Origin of the sequence: Nocardia sp. NPDC051900, assembly GCF_044452545.1 — a bacterium.
Taxonomy (GTDB): Bacteria; Actinomycetota; Actinomycetes; order Mycobacteriales; family Mycobacteriaceae; genus Nocardia; species Nocardia sichangensis.
In genome coordinates this window covers 59,620-78,066 of record NZ_JBITBU010000024.1, presented here as the reverse complement: position 1 = coordinate 78,066, position 18,447 = coordinate 59,620, and the positions used below count along the sequence as shown (strand labels likewise).

Annotated in this window: 18 protein-coding genes; 9 read left to right on the top strand and 9 right to left on the bottom strand. The window is 66.7% G+C overall.

Annotation, left to right across the window (positions count from 1 at the left end):
- The first annotated feature begins 113 nt into the window (after positions 1-113).
- Positions 114-1,076, top strand: a complete 963-nt coding sequence (gene nrdF / locus ACIA5H_RS32265; RefSeq protein ID WP_355078753.1) for a class 1b ribonucleoside-diphosphate reductase subunit beta — start codon at positions 114-116, stop codon at positions 1,074-1,076.
- Positions 1,077-1,206: 130 nt separating this feature from the next.
- Entirely contained in the window at positions 1,207-2,166 is a 960-nt protein-coding gene (locus ACIA5H_RS32260) for a hypothetical protein (protein ID WP_397079578.1), read from the top strand.
- A 25-nt stretch (positions 2,167-2,191) separates the two neighbouring features.
- Here the strand turns inward: ACIA5H_RS32260 and mgtE are convergent, their stop codons facing one another.
- Entirely contained in the window at positions 2,192-3,556 is a 1,365-nt protein-coding gene (gene mgtE, locus ACIA5H_RS32255; RefSeq protein ID WP_355078750.1) for a magnesium transporter, read from the bottom strand.
- Between the two features lie 787 nt (positions 3,557-4,343).
- On the opposite strand from mgtE, the gene ACIA5H_RS32250 reads away from it, so the two are divergent.
- From ACIA5H_RS32250 to ACIA5H_RS32235, 4 genes are all read left to right on the top strand, one after another.
- Entirely contained in the window at positions 4,344-5,426 is a 1,083-nt protein-coding gene (locus ACIA5H_RS32250; RefSeq protein ID WP_379253318.1) for an ABC transporter substrate-binding protein, read from the top strand.
- The gene (locus ACIA5H_RS32245; protein ID WP_379253317.1) at positions 5,423-6,283 is read left to right on the top strand and encodes an ABC transporter ATP-binding protein; all 861 of its coding nucleotides are present in this window, start codon (positions 5,423-5,425) and stop codon (positions 6,281-6,283) included. Before ACIA5H_RS32250 ends, ACIA5H_RS32245 begins: the two co-directional genes overlap by 4 nt.
- A complete protein-coding gene (locus ACIA5H_RS32240) occupies positions 6,276-7,166 on the top strand; it encodes an ABC transporter permease (RefSeq protein ID WP_397079575.1) in 891 nt (296 codons plus the stop codon). The genes ACIA5H_RS32245 and ACIA5H_RS32240 overlap by 8 nt, the downstream gene beginning before the upstream one ends.
- A 170-nt stretch (positions 7,167-7,336) precedes the next feature.
- Complete coding sequence (locus ACIA5H_RS32235; protein WP_397079573.1) at positions 7,337-8,284, top strand: TauD/TfdA dioxygenase family protein; 948 nt, start codon at positions 7,337-7,339, stop codon at positions 8,282-8,284.
- A gap of 113 nt (positions 8,285-8,397) precedes the next feature.
- Here the strand turns inward: ACIA5H_RS32235 and ACIA5H_RS32230 are convergent, their stop codons facing one another.
- Complete coding sequence (locus ACIA5H_RS32230) at positions 8,398-8,946, bottom strand: hypothetical protein (RefSeq protein ID WP_397079571.1); 549 nt, start codon at positions 8,944-8,946, stop codon at positions 8,398-8,400.
- A 189-nt stretch (positions 8,947-9,135) separates the two neighbouring features.
- Between ACIA5H_RS32230 and ACIA5H_RS32225 the strand changes: the two genes are divergently transcribed.
- Positions 9,136-10,128, top strand: coding sequence for an LLM class F420-dependent oxidoreductase (locus tag ACIA5H_RS32225; protein WP_397079569.1), 993 nt, complete (start codon positions 9,136-9,138; stop codon positions 10,126-10,128).
- A 315-nt stretch (positions 10,129-10,443) separates the two neighbouring features.
- On the opposite strand, the gene ACIA5H_RS32220 is transcribed toward ACIA5H_RS32225, so the two are convergent.
- From ACIA5H_RS32220 to ACIA5H_RS32200, 5 genes are all read right to left on the bottom strand, one after another.
- Positions 10,444-11,265, bottom strand: coding sequence for an SAM-dependent methyltransferase (locus ACIA5H_RS32220; RefSeq protein WP_379253313.1), 822 nt, complete (start codon positions 11,263-11,265; stop codon positions 10,444-10,446).
- A 185-nt stretch (positions 11,266-11,450) separates the two neighbouring features.
- Positions 11,451-13,532 carry a class 1b ribonucleoside-diphosphate reductase subunit alpha gene (gene nrdE, locus ACIA5H_RS32215; RefSeq protein WP_355078830.1) on the bottom strand — a complete coding sequence of 694 codons (2,082 nt, stop codon included), beginning with the start codon at positions 13,530-13,532 and terminating at the stop codon, positions 11,451-11,453.
- A gap of 62 nt (positions 13,533-13,594) precedes the next feature.
- A complete protein-coding gene (nrdI, locus tag ACIA5H_RS32210) occupies positions 13,595-14,056 on the bottom strand; it encodes a class Ib ribonucleoside-diphosphate reductase assembly flavoprotein NrdI (protein WP_397079567.1) in 462 nt (153 codons plus the stop codon).
- A gap of 67 nt (positions 14,057-14,123) precedes the next feature.
- A complete protein-coding gene (gene nrdH / locus ACIA5H_RS32205) occupies positions 14,124-14,357 on the bottom strand; it encodes a glutaredoxin-like protein NrdH (RefSeq protein ID WP_043729459.1) in 234 nt (77 codons plus the stop codon).
- Between the two features lie 392 nt (positions 14,358-14,749).
- A complete protein-coding gene (locus ACIA5H_RS32200) occupies positions 14,750-15,319 on the bottom strand; it encodes an NAD(P)H-dependent oxidoreductase (RefSeq protein ID WP_379253312.1) in 570 nt (189 codons plus the stop codon).
- A 143-nt stretch (positions 15,320-15,462) separates the two neighbouring features.
- Here ACIA5H_RS32200 and ACIA5H_RS32195 point away from each other — a divergent pair, with 143 nt between their 5' ends.
- The gene (locus tag ACIA5H_RS32195; RefSeq protein ID WP_379253387.1) at positions 15,463-16,068 is read left to right on the top strand and encodes a TetR/AcrR family transcriptional regulator; all 606 of its coding nucleotides are present in this window, start codon (positions 15,463-15,465) and stop codon (positions 16,066-16,068) included.
- Positions 16,069-16,090: 22 nt separating this feature from the next.
- Entirely contained in the window at positions 16,091-16,915 is an 825-nt protein-coding gene (gene nadE, locus ACIA5H_RS32190; protein WP_379253311.1) for an ammonia-dependent NAD(+) synthetase, read from the top strand.
- A gap of 127 nt (positions 16,916-17,042) precedes the next feature.
- Here the strand turns inward: nadE and ACIA5H_RS32185 are convergent, their stop codons facing one another.
- A complete protein-coding gene (locus tag ACIA5H_RS32185) occupies positions 17,043-17,285 on the bottom strand; it encodes a MoaD/ThiS family protein (RefSeq protein ID WP_356961082.1) in 243 nt (80 codons plus the stop codon).
- Entirely contained in the window at positions 17,278-18,336 is a 1,059-nt protein-coding gene (gene moaA, locus ACIA5H_RS32180) for a GTP 3',8-cyclase MoaA (RefSeq protein WP_379253309.1), read from the bottom strand. Before moaA ends, ACIA5H_RS32185 begins: the two co-directional genes overlap by 8 nt.
- Between the last annotated feature and the right edge of the window lie 111 nt (positions 18,337-18,447).

Here is an 18,447-nt window from a genome sequence, read left to right as displayed (position 1 = left end):
CTGCCGCGGCGACACAAGGTGTTGTGCTGAGCGGACATGTCGGCCACAAGGAGTAGTGTCCCGAGGGTAGACATTCCGTGACGACAGGTGCTCGGGAAAGGCGTGGAGGCAGGATGAAACTGATCGATCGGGTGTCGGCCATCAACTGGAATCGGGTTCCCGACGAAAAGGACGCCGAGGTCTGGGACCGGCTGACCGGCAACTTCTGGCTGCCGGAGAAGGTCCCGGTCTCCAACGACATTCCGTCGTGGAACACCCTGACCGCCGACGAGAAGCAACTGACCATGCGGGTCTTCACCGGCCTGACCCTGCTGGACACCATCCAGGGCACGGTCGGCGCGGTGAGCCTGATCCCGGACGCGCTCACCCCGCACGAAGAGGCGGTGCTCACCAACATCGCGTTCATGGAGTCGGTGCACGCCAAGAGCTACAGCTCGATCTTCTCCACGCTGTGCTCCACGCGCGAGATCGACGAGGCGTTCCGCTGGTCGGAGGAGAACCGCAACCTCCAGCGCAAGGCCGAGATCGTGCTGGAGTACTACCGGGGCGACGATCCGCTCAAGCGCAAGGTCGCCTCCACGCTGCTGGAGAGCTTCCTGTTCTACTCCGGCTTCTACCTGCCCATGCACTGGTCGTCGCGGGCCAAGCTCACCAACACCGCCGACATGATCCGGCTGATCATCCGGGACGAAGCGGTCCACGGTTACTACATCGGCTACAAGTACCAGAAGGGCCTGGAGCAGGTCACCCAGGCCGAGCGCGACGAGCTCAAGAACTACACCTTCGAGCTGCTGTTCGAGCTCTACGACAACGAGGTCGACTACACCCAGGACCTCTACGACGAGGTCGGCCTCACCGAGGACGTGAAGAAGTTCCTGCGCTACAACGCCAACAAGGCGCTGATGAACCTCGGCTACGAAGGCCTGTTCCCCAAGGACGAAACCGAGGTGAACCCCGCCATCCTCTCGGCGCTTTCCCCCAACGCCGACGAGAACCACGACTTCTTCTCCGGCTCGGGCTCGAGCTACGTCATCGGCAAGGCCGTCAACACCGAGGACGAAGACTGGGAGTTCTGAACCATCAGTTATGGTGTGGGACAACGGGGCCCGGCAGCGATGCCGGGCCCTCGTCTTGTCTCCGATCGCCGACCCGGCGGCGAGGACTCTGCGCCACAGCTGTATTTCGATCCGAAGAGGGGGTTTCTCGATGTACCGACGACTGGCTCTGATCGCGGCGGTGCTGTTGACCGCAGCCGCGTGTCAGGACGACGGTCCGGCGGCGACTCCGCAGACCGGTGACGGATCCTTCTGGTCGACCGTGCCGCAGACCGACGACCAGCGTCTGGAAGTGCTGCGCCGCATGCGCGCGATGGACACCTGCGCGTTGCTGCCACGAGCCGAATTGGCCGAAGTCGGGCAATTGCGCACCGTCGGCACCGACGGGCTGAACTCGTGCCGGGCCGAACTCGACAGTTCGGAACGCTACAAGGGAAAATCCGTCCACTGGACCATGGCGGGGCCGGCGCCGGAAGTGAAGAACGATCGAGGTACCACCGAGCGACTCGGCGACGTGACCATCACCTTGCTGGCGGACAAGGACACACTGAGCGCCGAACAGGCCGGGCAACTCGTCCAGCGCTCCTGTTCGGCCACCGCACGCTTCCCCTCCTTCGCCGCGATCGGCCTGTCGGTGGACACGCCCTTGGGGGTCGAGCCGTGCCCGATCGCCAAGTCACTGATCACCACGGCGGTATCCGAATGGAAGCGGGAGCCACGACAGGGCAGCGCGGCGGAGACGATCACCACCGTGCTGACCGGCGCCGACCCCTGCGCGGTGCTGCCGCGGCTCGGCGTCACGGCGGACCCCGCGCGAGAGCGGGTCTCCAGCTGTACGTTCTCGTATCACGGCGACGAGATTCGTCTCGCTTACGAATACAGCGCGGAGTCGCTGGTCACCGCGGGCAGTCCGGCTTTCACCGTCGGCGACCGCACCGTCTACCGAGATGCCGCCGACGAACTGCGGTTCTACAACGTCGCGGTCGGACCGCCGCTCGCATCGGAGAACCGCGCTTCGCTCGGGCCGCGCCTACCCGCCATCTCGCTCACCGGCAAGGCTGACGCGGCCCTCGAAGATGTTGTGCGCCAAGTACTCACGCTCTTTCCGTAGGGCGATCGTCGAGCACACCGCGCCCTCAGATACCGAGGACCAGTTTGGCCGTCGTGAAGTAGATGATCAGACCGGTGGCGTCGACCAGGGTGGTGACCATCGGGGCGGAGACGACCGCGGGGTCGATGCGCAGTTTCTTGGCCAGCAGGGGCATGGTGCCGCCGATGGTGGCGGCCCAGCCGCAGATCAGGACCAGTGTGATCCCGACGACCAGTGCGATGCGCGGACCGACGAACAAGGCCCCGATCGCCAGGCCGACGGACGCCAGCAGTGAGCCCAGCACCAGACCTACCCGGCATTCCCGCCAGATCACCCGGAACAGGTCCGACACCCGGACCTCGCCGACCGCCACCGCACGCACGCAGGCGGTGGCGGCCTGCGCGCCCGCGTTGCCGCCCGCGCCGATCAGCAGCGGGATGAACAGCGCCAGATGCGCCGCCTGCTGCAAGGTGCCCTCGAAGAAGTCGGTCACGCTCACCGTGAGGGTCGCCGCGAACAGCAACAGCAGCAGCCACAGCGCGCGGTAGCGGGCCAGCTGGAACACCCCGGCGGCCATGTAGTGGCCTTCCCACGGCGCGGACCCCGCCTGCAACGCGACGTCCTCGCTGTCGGCAGCCTCGATCACCTCGACCGCGTCATCGATGGTCAGCAGGCCGACCAGCCGGTCCTCGCTGTCCACGACCGGCAGGTTGATGTCGTTGGTCTCGCGCATCAAGCGGGCGGCCTTCTCCGCGGCGTCGGTGGCGCGCGCGAAGGCGGGTTCGGTGACGACCAGCTCCGACACCATCGTCTCCGGCTTGCTGAGCACCAGTTCGCGCAGCTCGACGATGCCGGTCAGCCGCCTGCCCGCGTCGACGACGGGCAGCGTGTACACCGTCTCGGCGTTGCCGCCCTTGGCCCGCACCATGCCGAGCGCTTCGGCCACCGTGAGGTCACGCGGCAGCGCCACCACCTCCGGCGTCATGTACTGCCCCGCGGACCCCTCCGGGTAGCCGAGCAGGCTCGCGGTCATCCGCCGCTCGCGCGGGCTCAGCCCGGCCAGCGCCTTCTTGGCGACCTTGGCGGGCGCCTCGCGCAGCATTCGGGCGCGGTCGTCGGGCGCCATGCCCTCGACCAGGTCGCGGAAGCTCTGATCGCGCAGCCCCTGCAGGATCTGCTGCTGGTCCACCGGCTCGAGTTCCTCGAAGACGGCCAGCGCCAGGTCTTTGTCGAGCAGGCGGAACGCCATCCCGGCCCGCACGGCGTCCATCCGGGCGAGTTGATCGGCGATGACGTGCGGCGGGTGGTTGCCGAGCCAGTCCAGCGCGGCGTCCACGCGGCGGGTTTCGACGATGTCCTGGAGGGATTCGGACAGCGTCGGACGTACTTCGATGATGTCGGTCTGCGACATGAGAGGACCTCAGCACATGCGTGAGTGAACGGAGAGCTCGAAATTCACACCGCGGGCGCCGGCCCCTGCCGTCGCGACCTGACTAGGAATGCGAAGGGGCGGCGCCGCGCGGCCTTCGACTGGGAGGTTCGCTGCGCATCGCTACCCCACCTCCCTCTCGTCGCCGCCGCGGAACTCGGATATCCGCACCGTTCGGATCAACATCTCACGGACACGAAAATGTCCTCGTGCAGCTTACATCGCTTCGGAGACGATGATCACCTTACGACAGGGTGTTGTGACCGAAGCCGCTCCACACCGAGAGACCGCGACGCGACTCGTCCGCAGCGCAAGCGACGACCGCCGGGACGACCGGAACCGGGCGATGCCCTACGGAAGCCGGGCCGCACGGTATCGGCCGATGCGTTACCGCACGCGTCAGCCTGACCCCTTCGTAGTCCATCGGCCGCCGTAAAACAGGGTTATACGCAGTCGGCGTCGAACTGTTGCTCCCATGCTTGGGAACCGGGAAAGTGTTTGCCAGGCAAGTGCCGAAACACATCGGCGCACGCAGGCACCAGTACAGCTCACGAAAGTTTCGAAGTGTCGACAGCCACCGCCCTGATCCGCCGTCGCGCGGTCGACTTCATGCGCGTTCCGCACGGAATCTGTTGCCGCTGAGGCAACGCGGCCCTCGTTTCCGACCGGATCCCGCACGGTCGTCCACCGCCGCATCGCTCCCGCTGTGGTGTCTCCGGACGCCGAGCGTCGAATCGCACGGCGTCTTCTCGTCTTCGAAAGAACAACAATGCCTTTCCCCCCCTCGTCCCGGCGCGTCGCCCGCGCTCTCTCCGCCGCCGTAGCGGTGCTCACCGGGCTGTCCGTGCTCACCGGCTGCGGCGAGTCCGCACCCGCCAAGACCGCGGACGGCAAGACCGTGCTGCGCTACCAAGGCTCCACCGGGCAGGTGAGCGCCTTCGAATTGGCCGACGACCTAGGCTATTTCAGCAAGGTCAGCCTGCATTGGGAAGGCGACACCACCAGTGGCCCCGCCAATATCCAGGCCGCGGCGACGAATCAAGTCGAGTTCGGCAGCGCGTTCAACGGCGCGGTGGTCAAGCTGATCGCGGGCGGCGCGAAGGTCACCTCCGTGCTCAGTTCCTATGGCGCGGACGAGCAGTCGTTCACCGGTTACTACGTGCGTGACGATTCCGGCATCAACTCGCCGCGCGATCTGATCGGCAAGAAGGTCGCGGTCAACACCCTCGGCGCGCACCACGAATTCATCACCAGGGAGTGGCTGCATCAGCAAGGCCTGACCGAGGACGAGATCAAGCAGGTGCAACTGATCGTCGTGCCGCCCGCCAACACCGAGGACGCACTGCGCAAGGGACAGGTCGACGTCGCGGCCTTGGGTAGCGTCTTCCGGGACACCGCCCTCCGGCGCGGCGGCATCCACCCGCTCTACACCGACAAAGCCATCTTCGGCACGTTCGACTACGGCACCTACGTCTTCCGCAACGACTACATCGCCAAGAATCCCGAAGCGGTGGAGGACTTCGTGCAGGGCACCGCACGCGCGATCCGCTGGCTCCAGGTGACGCCCCGCGAGCAGGTGCGCGAGCGGTTCACCCAGATCATCAACAAGCGCGGCCGCAACGAGAACACCAACTTGGTGCCGTACTGGCTCAGCTCCGGAATCCCGGTGCCGGGCGCGGTGGTCGCGGACAAGGAACTGCAGATCTGGATCGACTGGCTGGTGCGCAACGGCGAACTGCCGAACGGCAAGTTGAAGGCAGCGGATCTGTTCACCAACAAGTTCAACCCCTACGCCAACGGCAAGTACAAGCCGGAGGCCGGCCCGACCGGAGAGGTGGTGGCCGCGAAATGACCACGACGGCGACGAAACTGTCGCTCACCGGAGTGAGCAAGCAGTTCGCGGTGCGCGGCTCGCGCGAGCGATTCACCGCGCTCGACGACATCTCGCTGGAGCTGCGCGAGGGCGAATTCCTGGTGCTGGTCGGGCCGAGTGGTTCGGGCAAGTCCACGCTGCTGGATCTGCTCGGCGGGCTGAGCAAGCCCAGCTCCGGTGAGATCCTGCTTGACGGCAAGCCGATCACCGGCCCCGGCCTGGATCGCGGCGTCGTCTTCCAGCAGTACGCGCTGCTGCCCTGGCGGACGGCCCGGGCCAACATCGAATTCGGACTGGAGGCCAAGGGTTTACGCCGCAAGGCGCGCCGCGAACTCGCCGAGCACTATCTGGAACTGGTCGGGCTCGCCGGCTTCGGCGACCGCTACCCGCACGAGCTTTCCGGCGGCATGAAACAGCGCGTCGCGATCGCGCGCAGTCTCGCGTTCGATCCCGAGGTGCTGCTGATGGACGAGCCGTTCGCCGCGCTCGACGCGCAGACCCGGGAGTCGTTGCAGGACGAACTGTTGCGCATCTGGCGTGCCACCGGCAAGACCGTCCTGTTCATCACCCACGGCATCGATGAGGCGGTGTACCTGGGCCAGCGGGTGGCCGTGCTGACCTCGCGACCCGGCCGGATCAAGGCCATCGTCGACGTCGAGATCGACCGGGAAACCGACGACGACATCCGCTCCTCGGAACGCTTCCGGGATTACCGCCACGAGATCTGGACGCTGCTGCACAGCGAGGTCCAGCGGGCCGCGAGCCTGGAACTGAAGTCCTTGTCCGACCACACGGCCGACGTCGAATCCACCACCGAGAGGACGGCCAATGTCTAGTGCCATTCAGCTGAGCGAGCGGCCGGTACGGGAGAGCGCGGCCGCGCAGGCCCGGCCTGCCCCGGTGCGCAGGGCCGAGACCGCGCCCTCCGCCGGAACGCAAGCCATCCGCGCGGTGAGCCGGTTGGCCTGGCGGGTGTTCAAACCGACCGTCGTCATCGCCCTGTTCCTGCTGCTGTGGCAGCTCGCCCCGACCCTCGGCCTGGTGGACGAGGTATTCCTGCCGCCGTTCTCGGTGGTCGCCCAGGCGTTCGCCGACCTGGTGGCGAGCGGGGAGATGTGGACCCACATCTCCGCGAGCCTGAACCGTTCGCTGGCCGGGTACTCGCTCGCGTTGGTAGCCGGCATTCCGGTGGGCATCGCGATCGCCTGGTACAAGCCGGTCGCGGACTTCCTGAACCCGATTCTCGAACTGTTCCGCAACACCGCGGCGCTGGCGTTGCTGCCGGTGTTCCTGCTGATCCTGGGCATCGGCGAGACCTCGAAGGTCGCCATCGTCGTCTACGCGAGTTTCTTCCCGATTCTGCTGAACACCATCACCGGCGTGCGCACCGTCGATCCGCTGCTCGTCAAATCGGCCGCCTCCCTCGGTTTCTCGCCGTTGCGGCTGTTCCAGAAGGTGATCCTGCCCGCGGCGCTGCCGTCCATCTTCACCGGCCTGCGGATGGCCGCCGCCAGCTCGATCCTCGTGCTGCTGGCCGCCGAGATGTTCGGAGCCAGGGCCGGTCTCGGCTATCTGATCACCGCCGCGCAGCAGAACTTCGCGATCCCGAACATGTACGCGGGCATCCTCGCCATCTCGCTGCTCGGCCTCGCCTTCAACGGCCTGCTGGTCGCCCTCGAACGCCGCCTGTCGCGGTGGCGCGCACCGGCGAACGCCTGATAACCATGCCCGCCCGCCCCGCGCTCGGAAGGCAGTCGTCGTGCAGGCGCTGACCAAACGTCGCGTCGTCGACTTCATGCGCGTCTGCGGCAGCGCTTGTCGCCTTGCCGCACACCCCGCATCTCCGGTTGCCGCCGGCCCGACCCTCTGATCCGAAATGAGTTCTTCCGATGACCGCTGTACACGAATCCCCCGTCTCGACCGCTACCGATGGCGCGGTGCACGTCGCTCCCGTCGCCGGGCACATCGGCGCCGAGATCTCCGGCGTCGATCTCCGTGAGTCGCTGACCGACCAGCAGGTCGCGGCCATCACCGACGCGCTGCACACCTACAAGGTGCTGTTCTTCCGCGATCAGCACATCGATCACGCCCAGCAGATCGCCTTCTCCCGCCGCTTCGGCGCGGTCACGCCGTCGCACCCGTACGACGACGACGCGCCGACGGAGTACCCGGAGATCCTCGCGGTCGACAGCCGGTTGTACGAGAAACGGTTCGGTGTGCGCAAGCACAGCTACACCAACCACTGGCACACCGATGTCTCCGCGCTGATCAACCCGCCCGCGGCCTCCATCCTGCGCGCCGAGATCGCCCCGGAGCGCGGCGGCGACACCGGCTGGACGAACCTCGTCGCCGCCTACGAGAACCTGCCCGAGTCGCTCAAGCGCTTCGCCGAAGGGCTGCGCGCCGAGCACCGCTTCGGCGGCAACAGGCCGGCCTGGAACTCCGACAGCGACTACGCGAAGAAGGTCGCGGCCGCGCCACTGGTCACCGAGCACCCGGTCGTCCGGGTGCACCCGGTCACCGGTGAGCGGGCGCTGTTCGTCAACCCCGGCTTCACCACCCGCATCGTCGGGCTCACCCCGAACCAGAGCGACGCGGTGTTGAAGCTGCTGTTCGACGAGGTCACCCACCCCGCCTACACAGTCCGCTTCCGCTGGCAGAAGGGCAGCATCGCGTTCTGGGACAACCGGGTCACCGCGCACCTCGCCCCGAGCGATCTGGACCACCTCGATGTCACCCGGGTGCTGTACCGCACCACCCTCGAGGGCGACATCCCGGTCGGCGTCGACGGTGAGCCGTCGAAGTCCGTCGCCGGAGAGAAGTTCACCGGCGCGTAGGGAACGAACACGCGATCGGCCGGGCGCGCGAGCTCCCGGCCGATTTCGTGCGGTCACCGCACGCGAGCCGGAGCACTCGAACCGGAGACCGGCGCCCGGCCCCGCGCACCGGACTACAGATGCGCCTGCGGAAACCGATCCATCGTCTCCAGCACGGTCCGCTCCGCGTCCTCCCAGGTCGGGACGTGCCGCACCCACTCGGGGACCGGCTCCGACTGCGCGCCGAACAGCAATCGGTGCGGCACTACGTCACGCAGCGCGCGGTGAACGTCGACGCGATCGTCGATCATGTGCGTGATGCCGAGTTCGGCGCAGTGCACCGCCTTGTCCGCCCGGGCACGGCAGAAGCGCACGTTCTCCCTGGCGATCCCGGTGCGGTTATAGAAGTCGTGGTGGTCGAGCCACTGGCGGGTGCGCTGCTCGATCCGCGGGCCACATTTGGAAATCACCCAGGCGCGCCCCTCGAACCGCCGGACCAGGCGCGGCAATACCTCGAAAGCGCCCGCGCTGGGCGGCGTGCGCAGCGCCTCCTCGAGCCCGCCGGACAGAAACACCGTGTCCTCGTCCCCGGGCGCTAGAGCGGCCCCCTGGATGACCCGGCCGAAATCGACGCCGAGCCGAGGCTGCGTTTCTTTGTCCCGATGTCCTCTTTCCTCGTTCATACGTTTCCAGCGTGCGACATTCGCCCGCCTACCGCCAGCGAATTCTGTGGGTGCAGCCTTCCGGAAACATCGCGTGAATTCGATGCGTCGAGCGCCGAACGGTTGCCAGCGCGCGGCGCACTGGTAACAGTGAGATAGAGGCCGCGGCGCTCGCCGCGGCCGTTTCGGGTACACACGAAGGAGATATTCGTGCGCTTCGGCATCTTCGTCCCGCAGGGTTGGCGGCTCGATCTGGTGGGCATCGATCCGGCGGACCAATGGGGGGTGATGCGAGACCTCGCCCAGCGCGCCGATGCGAACCCGGTGTGGGAATCGCTGTGGGTGTACGACCACTTCCACACCGTTCCGGTGCCCACCGAGGAGGCGACGCACGAAGCGTGGTCGCTGATGTCGGCGTTCGCCGCGACCACCTCGCGTATCCGCCTGGGCCAGATGTGTACCGCGATCAGCTACCGCAACCCGGCCTACCTGGCCAAGGTGGCCGCGACGGTCGACCTGATCTCCGGCGGACGCGTCGAGATGGGCATCGGCGGTGGCTGGTACGAACACGAGTGGCGCGCCTACGGCTACGGATTCCCGTCCGCCGGCGAACGGCTGGGCCGCCTCGACGAAGGCGTGCAGATCTTCCGGCAGGCGTGGACCACCGGTTCGGCCACCCTCGACGGCAAGTACTACCAGGTGGACGGCGCGATCGTGCGCCCACTCCCCCTCCAGCAGGGCGGGATTCCGCTGTGGATCGCTGGTGGAGGCGAGAAGAAGACGCTGCGCATCGCGGCGAAATACGCCCAGTACACCAACTTCAGCGGCAATCCCGACGAGTTCACCCACAAGTCCGAGGTGCTGCGCGCGCACTGCGCCGACGTCGGCACCGACTTCGACGCGATCGTCCGCAGTTCCAACTTCAATGTCGTCATCGGTTCCACGCAGGCCGAAGTAGAGGATCGCCTGGAGGCGCTGAAAGCCCGCCTGACGCCCGTCATCGGCGCCGACGCGGCCAAGTCCTACTTCGAGCAGCTGTACAACAGCGGCGCCGCCACCGGCACCCCCGAGCAGATCGCCGAGAACCTGCGCCGGGTCCGCGATCTCGGCCTCGGCTACGCCATCTTCAACTTCCCCGAAGCCGCCTACGACACCTCCGGCATCGAACTCTTCGAACGCGAAGTGCTCCCGGCAGTGAGCTGACCACGCGGGGCAGGACTCACGAGCACCGAGCCTCCGTGATTCCTGCCCCGGGAAGGTCCGCCTACGCCCGAGCCCTCGCGACTCCTCCTCTCGGGAAGGTCCCCATCGGCCGAGCCGTCGGGACGCCTACCCCGGCGATATCCGCCAACAGCCGAGCCGTAGCGACTGCAGCTTCCTTTGAAGGCCGCCATTGCCGAGTCCCCACAACCCCGGCCCAGCCCTCAATAGCTCGATTCACCACTTACGCAACCACAACGGAGCGAGTCTTACGAGCGACCGTTCGCAGCGCCGCAGGCGCTGCCGAACAACACGACCTCACACCTTGCGGCCGACCGCGCTCCAGCAATTCACCTGCGAGTCGAGCCAAGACGGCGACTCGCCCTGCGGACGCCATTGATTGGTGACGACGATTCCCGGGTCCAATAGTTCCAACCCGGTGAAGAACCGGGCGAATTCGTCCCGCGTGCGCGTCTGGGCATAGACCCCGCTCTGCCGGTACACGTTGAGGGCGTCGGTCATCATCTCCGGTTCGAGGTCGGCGGTGATGTGCGAGACCACGAGGAACGATCCCGGCGCGAGTGCATCCATCAACGTCTCGACGATCCCGTAGGGGTTCTGCTCGTCGGTCAGGAAATGCAGCACGGCGACCAGGCTCAGCGCCACCGGGCGCTCCAGGTCCAGGGTCTCGCGGAGTTCGGGCGCGGACAGGATCGCCGCGGGGTCCTTCAGGTCGGCGTCGACGTACGCGGTGCGGCCCTCCGGCGTGCCGGTGAGCAGGGCGCGGGCATGGGTCAGCACGATCGGGTCGTTGTCCACGTAGACCACCCGCGCTTCGGGCGTCGGCGCCTGTGCCACCTGGTGCAGATTCGGCTCGGTGGGGATACCGGTGCCGACGTCGAGGAACTGCGTCACGCCCAACTCGGTCAGCGCGTTCACCGCACGGTGCATGAACGACCGGTTCTGCCGAGCCGCGACCCGGGTGGTGGGAAACGCCGCGATCACTTTCTCGGCCGCGTCCCGATCCACTTGATAGTGGTCTTTCCCACCCAGCACATAGTCGTATATTCGAGCGCTGCTCGGCACACTCGCGTCATGAATCGGCCTGAGCGGCTTCCCATTGCCGCCGAGATCGGTCATCGTCGTTCCCATCACTACCGGATCGCTTCTGCCCCAGCCTATTCCAGGCGCTGACGGCCTACCGCACGCGATGCGAGGAAGAGCGCAGGATGGGGTTGCGCTTCGAGCGTAGGCGAGCGCGCGATCTCAGCGGCCGCGGAATGCGAAAAAGGGCCCCCCTTCCGGAGGCCCCGTTCGCAACCGAACTACAGCATGCAGGAGACGCAACCTTCGACTTCTGTTCCCTCCAAGGCCATCTGGCGCAGCCGGATGTAGTAGAGGGTCTTGATGCCCTTGCGCCAGGCGTAGATCTGGGCGCGGTTGAGATCGCGGGTGGTGGCGGAGTCCTTGAAGAACAACGTCAGCGACAGGCCCTGGTCCACGTGCTGGGTGGCCGCGGCGTAGGTGTCGATGATCTTCTCGTAGCCGATCTCGTAGGCATCCTCGTAGTACTCGAGGTTGTCGTTGGTCATGTAGGGCGCCGGATAGTAGACGCGCCCGATCTTGCCTTCCTTGCGGATCTCGATCTTCGACGCCACCGGGTGGATGGAGCTGGTGGAGTGGTTGATGTAGGAGATCGATCCGGTCGGCGGCACCGCCTGCAGGTTCTGGTTGTAGATGCCGTGCTCCATGACCGAGGCCTTCAGCTCGCGCCAGTCGTCCTGGGTCGGGATGTGCACGCCCGCGTCGGCGAACAGTCGCCGGACGCGCTCGGTCTTCGGCTCCCACACCTGATCGGTGTACTTGTCGAAGTACTCACCGCTGGCGTACTTCGATTCGGGGAAGCCGCCGAAGTACGTACCGCGCTCGATCGCGATCCGATTCGACGCCCGGATCGCGTGATAGACCACGGTGTAGAAGTAGATGTCGGTGAAGTCGATGCCCTCTTCGGACCCGTAGTGGACCCGTTCGCGCGCCAGGTAGCCGTGCAGATTCATCTGCCCGAGGCCGATGGCGTGGGAGAGGTTGTTGCCTTGCTCGATGGACGGCACCGAGTAGATGTGGGTCTGGTCCGACACCGCCGTCAACGCCCGGATGGCCACCTCGATGGTCTGCGCGAAATCGGGTGAGTCCATCGTCTTGGCGATGTTCAGCGACCCGAGGTTGCAGGAGATGTCCTTGCCCACCTTGGCGTAGGACAGATCGTCGTTGAACTCCGACGGCGTGGAGACCTGCAGGATCTCCGAGCACAGGTTGGAGTGGGTGATCTTGCCCGCGATCGGGTTTGCCCGGTTCACCGTGTCCTCGAACATGATGTACGGATAACCCGACTCGAACTGCAACTCGGCGATGGTCTGGAAGAACTCGCGCGCCTTGATCTTCGACTTGCGGATGCGCTTGTCGTCGACCATCTCGTAGTACTTCTCGGTGACGTCGATGTCGGCGAACGGCTTGCCGTAGATGCGTTCCACGTCGTACGGCGAGAACAGGTACATGTCCTCGTTCTTCTTGGCCAGCTCGAAGGTGATGTCCGGGATGACCACGCCCAGCGAGAGCGTCTTGATGCGGATCTTCTCGTCCGCGTTCTCCCGCTTGGTGTCCAGGAACCGGTAGATGTCCGGGTGGTGCGCGTGCAGGTAGACCGCGCCCGCGCCCTGCCGCGCGCCGAGCTGGTTGGCGTAGGAGAACGAGTCCTCGAGCAGCTTCATGATCGGGATGACGCCCGAGCTCTGGTTCTCGATCTTCTTGATCGGCGCACCGTGCTCGCGAATGTTGCTCAGCAGCAGCGCCACTCCGCCGCCGCGCTTGGACAGCTGCAACGCGGAGTTGATCGAGCGCCCGATCGACTCCATGTTGTCCTCGATGCGCAGCAGGAAGCACGACACCGGCTCGCCACGCTGCTTCTTGCCCGAGTTCAGGAAGGTCGGGGTGGCCGGCTGGAAACGGCCTTCGATGATCTCGTCGACCAGTTGGCCCGCCAGCGCCTCGTCACCGGCGGCGAGCGTGAGCGCGACCATGCACACCCGGTCCTCGAACCGCTCCAGGTAGCGCTTGCCGTCGAAGGTCTTCAGCGTGTACGAGGTGTAGTACTTGAACGCGCCGAGGAAGGTGGGGAACCGGAACTTCTTGGCGTAGGCCTGCTTGAACAGCTTCTTGATGAACGCGCGGCTGTACTGCTCGAGAACCTCGGCCTCGTAGTAGTTCTCCTCGATCAGGTAGTCCAGCTTCTCGTCCAGGTTGTGGAAGAAGACGGTGTTCTGATTGACGTGTTGCAAGAAGTACTGGTGGGCGGCCTCACGGTCCTTGTCGAACTGGATCTCCCCGTCCGGGCCGTACAGGTTCAGCATCGCGTTGAGGGCGTGGTAGTCGAGGACCTCGCCCGCCTCGCCGCCGCGGACCGGGGGCTGCTCTAAGCGAGCTGTCTTTCCGGCCGGTGCTGTCGTTGCTGTTGCCAAAACAATCCCAATCCCTCTCGGACGCGCTCGACGTCCTCAGCGGTTCCCATGAGTTCGAAGCGATACAGGTACGGCACCCCGCACTTGCGTGCGATGAGCTCGCCCGCGTAGCAAAAGGTGTCGCCGAAGTTCGTGTTGCCCGCCGCGATCACCCCGCGCAGCAACGCGCGGTTGGGCGGGTCGTTGAGGAACTTGGCGACCTGCCTCGGCACGAAGTCCTTGTCGGAACGATCGCCCCCCAGTACCTGCCGACCGCCCCCGTAGGTGGGGACGATCAGCACGTACGGATGGTCTACGCGCAGTGAGTCGGCGGTGTGCAGTGGTATGCGAGTCGCCGGGAGACCCAGCTTCTCGACGAAGCGATGCGTGTTCTCCGAAGCGCTGGAGAAGTAGACCAGCGCCGTCGTCTCCGACATGGTCGCCTTCCTCTTCTCTGGAGCGCCGTAGCGCTCGCCCTCGGATGAACCGGAAGCGGTGGAAGCGTCAGGCCGCCACGGTCGCGAGCGACTTGATGCGGTCGGGACGGAAGCCCGACCAGTGATCGTCCCCGGCCACCACGACCGGCGCCTGCAGGTACCCGAGTGCCATGACGAAGTCACGCGCCTCGTCGTTCTCCGAGATGTCGATGACCTCGTAGTCCACCCCGGCCTTGTCGAGGGCCTTGTAGGTGGCGTTGCACTGGACGCAAGCGGGCTTGGTGTACACGGTGACGGTCATTGATGTCCCTCTCTCCTTGTGCCTGATCCACAGCCTGTGATCCGTTGCAATTCACGATCCGACGTATGCTGCGCAAACTCCTGGATCCGAGCTCGAATCCCCTGATCAGCCACCTGTGGCCGACTCGTGCCGAGTGAGGTCTCTCGCCGTCTTCCAGTACCGAAGACACTACACCTAGTGGCCGACAGATTCCTACAACACGACATGTAGCGAGTCACATTGATGAAATTCCATCGAGAGAAGTACCAGTACGCTCGATTCCCCCCGACACGAAACAGTGGCGCAGATCACTCCCTGGCGCGTCAGCTTACTTTCAGCAAACTTTCCGGCAAACGAAGAGGGCCACCGCTGCGCCCCGCAGCGATGGCCCTCGTTCAGACCGGAGAAGGAGCTTACACCGACGCCAATTCGCCGCGCGTGGCCTCCACCAAGTCGCGCACCGTACCGGCCAGCTGGGTCAGCGCCTCGGCATCGTCACGCGGATGCGTGGCGCCGAACCGCTCGCCGATTACCCCGAAGTGCAGGTGCGCGGACTCGACCACCCGTGCGCCCGCCACGCCCAGCGCCTTGACCGCGTCGCCGTGCGCCCACTGAGCGGCGTTCGGGCTGATCGATGCGCTCACCACGGCGGTGGGCTTGCCCTTGATCGCTCCCGCGCCGTAGGGACGGGAAGCCCAGTCGATCGCGTTCTTCAGCACCGCCGACAGCGTGCCGTTGTATTCCGGGGTCACCACCAGCAGGCCGTCCGCCTCGGCGACCGCGTCGCGCAGCGCCTGAGCGGGCGCGGGGACGGAGCCGGGGACATCGATGTCCTCGTTGTAGAACGGGATGTCGGCGAGCCCTTCGTAGAGAGTGACCTCGACACCCTCCGGCGCGCTGTGCGCCGCGGCCTCGGCGAGCCGCCGGTTGACCGACGCGGCGCGCAGGCTGCCGACGAGTGCGAGAATGCGGGTCTGGCTCATGACGACTCCTGGTGTACTGATGAGGTGGTGTCCGTACGTTCACCACACACTAACCGGACCATGGTCCGATTACTTCCCGCGGAGCCTGCGTGAGCGCTGTGAACTACCCCACACCGGACGCGTCGGCCGATGGCGCCCCTCGGCTGCTCGACGTCGGCACGCCATTGCCGGGCACCTCGGAGCCCGCCGAGCGCGCCGACGCGGCGCGCAACCGTCAACTGCTCCTGGACGCGGCGCAGCAACTGGTGCGAGAGCACGGCGTCGACAGCCTCACCATGGACGCGCTGGCCAAACGCGCCGGGGTCGGCAAGGGCACGGTGTTCCGGCGGTTCGGAAGCAGATCCGGCCTGATGCTCGCGCTGCTGGACCACTCAGAGCGGAAGTACCAGGAGTCGTTCATCTTCGGGCCGCCGCCGCTCGGACCGGGCGCGCCCCCGGTGGAACGACTGGTCGCCTTCGGGCGGGCCCGGCTCCTGGACATCGAGGTGGCAGGCGAGCTACACCGCGCCGCCGAGCTCGGCGAGGCGAGCGAACGCTATTCCGGTGGGCCGTACGGACTACAGCGCGCGCACGTCGTGATGCTGTTGCGGCAGGCCGACGTGCCCGGCGAGGTCGCGCTGGTCGCCGACTGGCTGCTGGCGATGCTCGGCGCGGCGCTCGTCATGCACCAGATGCAAGTGCTCGGCTTCACCCGCGAGCAGATCGGCGACAACTGGGAGCGCGTCGTTCGGCGCGTCGTCGCCCGCTGAGCCGCCAGTAGACTCGGGCGCCATGGGGAACCTGCGTGCACAGATCATCAGTGAATTGGGCGTCCGGCCCACGATCGAACCGAAGGAAGAGATCCGCCGCCGGGTCGATTTCCTCAAGGACTATCTGAACGCGACTCCCGCACGAGGTTTCGTCCTCGGCATCAGCGGCGGACAGGACAGCGCTCTCGCGGGCCGGTTGTGCCAGCTCGCGGCCGAAGAACTGCGCGCGGACAGCGTGGACGCGACCTTCCTCGCCGTGCGGTTGCCCTACGGCGTCCAGGCCGACGAGGCCGACGCGCGCACCGCCCTGACGTTCATCCGGCCCGACCGGCAGGTCGTGGTCAACGTCCGGCCCAGCGCGAACGCCGCGGCCGCCGAGGCGGCGTCCGCCTTGCAGGTCCACCAGCTGCGTGACTTCGTGCGCGGCAATATCAAAGCGCGCGAACGCATGGTGATCCAGTACGCGCTGGCCGGGCAGGAGAATCTGCTCGTGGTCGGCACCGACCACGCGGCCGAGGCGGTCACCGGATTCTTCACCAAGTACGGTGACGGCGGCGTCGACCTGACCCCGCTCACCGGTCTGACCAAGCGCCAGGGCGCCGCCCTGCTCCAGGAACTCGGCGCGCCCCCCAGCATCTGGTCCAAGGTGCCCACCGCCGATCTGGAAGACGACCGGCCCGCCCTGCCCGACGAGGAAGCGCTCGGTCTGCGCTACAGCGAGATCGACGACTACCTGGAGGGCAAGGAGGTGACCCCCGAGGTCGCCGAACGGCTGGAGGGCATCTTCCACAACACCCGTCACAAGCGCACCGTCCCGGTGACGCCGCTGGACACCTGGTGGCGCTAGCCCTTCGGGGGACCTCGGCGTCCGGCGAGGAGCGCCGCCGTGCAGCGTGCCGTCGCTCACGAAAACCGCGCACCTCATCGACACCTGGCACAGCTGGTCGTGGCGGCGCTGGATGTGAACGCGCCGCCTAGCCGCCCGCGAAGGGTGGCAGGACGTCGACGCGCGGGCTCAGCGCGACCGCGGGATCTCGGGTGAGTTCGTCACCGACCAGGTAGGCGCACACCGACAACATCTTGTCCAGGTCCGGGCCGTAGGCCGCCGCCAGGGTCGCGCGCAGGTCGGCCACCGTCGCTCCGGCCGGGAGGTCGAGCGTCTCGCCGTCCTTGCCGACGGCGTCGGCGATCGCGGCGAAGTAGCGGATCTCAACCACCGATGGCTCCCATCGTCCGCTCCGGCGGGACGAAGCCCTCGGCGTCGATGCCGTGACCGGCCCACTTGTTCCACATCGCACCGCGCCAGAGCGTCGCGAGCTCCTCGTCGTCGGCGCCGGAGCGCAGTGCCTGACGCAGGTCGAATTCCTGGTCGCTGAACAGGCAGGAGCGCAGCATGCCGTCCGCGGTGAGCCGGGTGCGGTCGCAGGTGTCGCAGAACTTCCTGGTCACCGTGGCGATGATGCCCACGGTGCCGGGCCCGCCGTCGACCAGCCACTTCTCCGCGGGCGCCGACGGATCGGGGCGGCCCACCTCGTCGAGGGAGAACCGGGCGCCGAGCACGTCGAGCAGTTCGGCGGCGGTGACCATGTTGGCGCGGGCCCACTCGTGGTCGGCGTCCAGCGGCATCTCCTCGATGAAACGCAGCTCACAGCCCTCGTCCAGGCACCAGCGCAGCAGATCGGGCGCGCCGGAGAGGGTCTCCCGCATCAGGACGGCGTTGACCTTCACCGGGGCCAGCCCGGCGGCGCGGGCGGCGCGGATGCCCGCGAACACCGATTCGAGGCGGTCGCGGCGCGTCAACCGCGCGAAACCGGCCCGATCCACGGTGTCCAGCGAGACGTTCACCCGGTGCAGACCGGCGGCGGCGAGGCCGATCGCGCGGTGCTCGAGCCCGATGCCGTTGGTCGTCATGGCCAGCGGGATGTGCGGCACCTCGGCATGACAGCCCGAGATGATCTGTTCCAGGTCGCGGCGCATCAGCGGCTCGCCCCCGGTGAAGCGGACCTCGCGCACCCCCAGCTCCAGCACCGCGAGGCGCACCAGCCGGACGATCTCGTCCACCGTGAGCAGTTCGTGCCGGGGAATCTCCGGCAGCCCCTCCTCCGGCATGCAATAGGTACAGCGCAGCGAACACTTCTCGGTGATGGACACACGTAGGTCGCGGGCGACGCGTCCGAAACGATCCAGCAAGTAGGGGGTGTCGGGACGGCCGGCGAGCGAGGGACGCCCGGAACGCACGGCCGGAATCCCGATCTCGACCAGAGTCACACGTCCATTATGACCGCCTGCCCCAATTCGTCTGCGGGCGGAATGCTCGATTTCGGCTCACTTCGGCCGCGGACAGGCGGTGAGGCCTCGCCACGGCGTCCGGCGACCTGC

Coding starts and splice junctions, on each gene's coding strand:
- nrdI (WP_397079567.1), bottom strand. CDS start 14,056: ATGTCGGAGACGACGGCGCTGGTCTACTTCTCCAGCGCTTCGGAGAAC.
- nrdF (WP_355078753.1), top strand. CDS start 114: ATGAAACTGATCGATCGGGTGTCGGCCATCAACTGGAATCGGGTTCCC.
- mgtE (WP_355078750.1), bottom strand. CDS start 3,556: ATGTCGCAGACCGACATCATCGAAGTACGTCCGACGCTGTCCGAATCC.
- nrdH (WP_043729459.1), bottom strand. CDS start 14,357: ATGACCGTCACCGTGTACACCAAGCCCGCTTGCGTCCAGTGCAACGCC.
- nadE (WP_379253311.1), top strand. CDS start 16,091: ATGGGGAACCTGCGTGCACAGATCATCAGTGAATTGGGCGTCCGGCCC.
- ACIA5H_RS32230 (WP_397079571.1), bottom strand. CDS start 8,946: ATGAACGAGGAAAGAGGACATCGGGACAAAGAAACGCAGCCTCGGCTC.
- nrdE (WP_355078830.1), bottom strand. CDS start 13,532: ATGCTGAACCTGTACGGCCCGGACGGGGAGATCCAGTTCGACAAGGAC.
- ACIA5H_RS32220 (WP_379253313.1), bottom strand. CDS start 11,265: ATGACCGATCTCGGCGGCAATGGGAAGCCGCTCAGGCCGATTCATGAC.
- ACIA5H_RS32240 (WP_397079575.1), top strand. CDS start 6,276: ATGTCTAGTGCCATTCAGCTGAGCGAGCGGCCGGTACGGGAGAGCGCG.
- ACIA5H_RS32260 (WP_397079578.1), top strand. CDS start 1,207: ATGTACCGACGACTGGCTCTGATCGCGGCGGTGCTGTTGACCGCAGCC.
- ACIA5H_RS32250 (WP_379253318.1), top strand. CDS start 4,344: ATGCCTTTCCCCCCCTCGTCCCGGCGCGTCGCCCGCGCTCTCTCCGCC.
- ACIA5H_RS32235 (WP_397079573.1), top strand. CDS start 7,337: ATGACCGCTGTACACGAATCCCCCGTCTCGACCGCTACCGATGGCGCG.
- ACIA5H_RS32245 (WP_379253317.1), top strand. CDS start 5,423: ATGACCACGACGGCGACGAAACTGTCGCTCACCGGAGTGAGCAAGCAG.
- ACIA5H_RS32200 (WP_379253312.1), bottom strand. CDS start 15,319: ATGAGCCAGACCCGCATTCTCGCACTCGTCGGCAGCCTGCGCGCCGCG.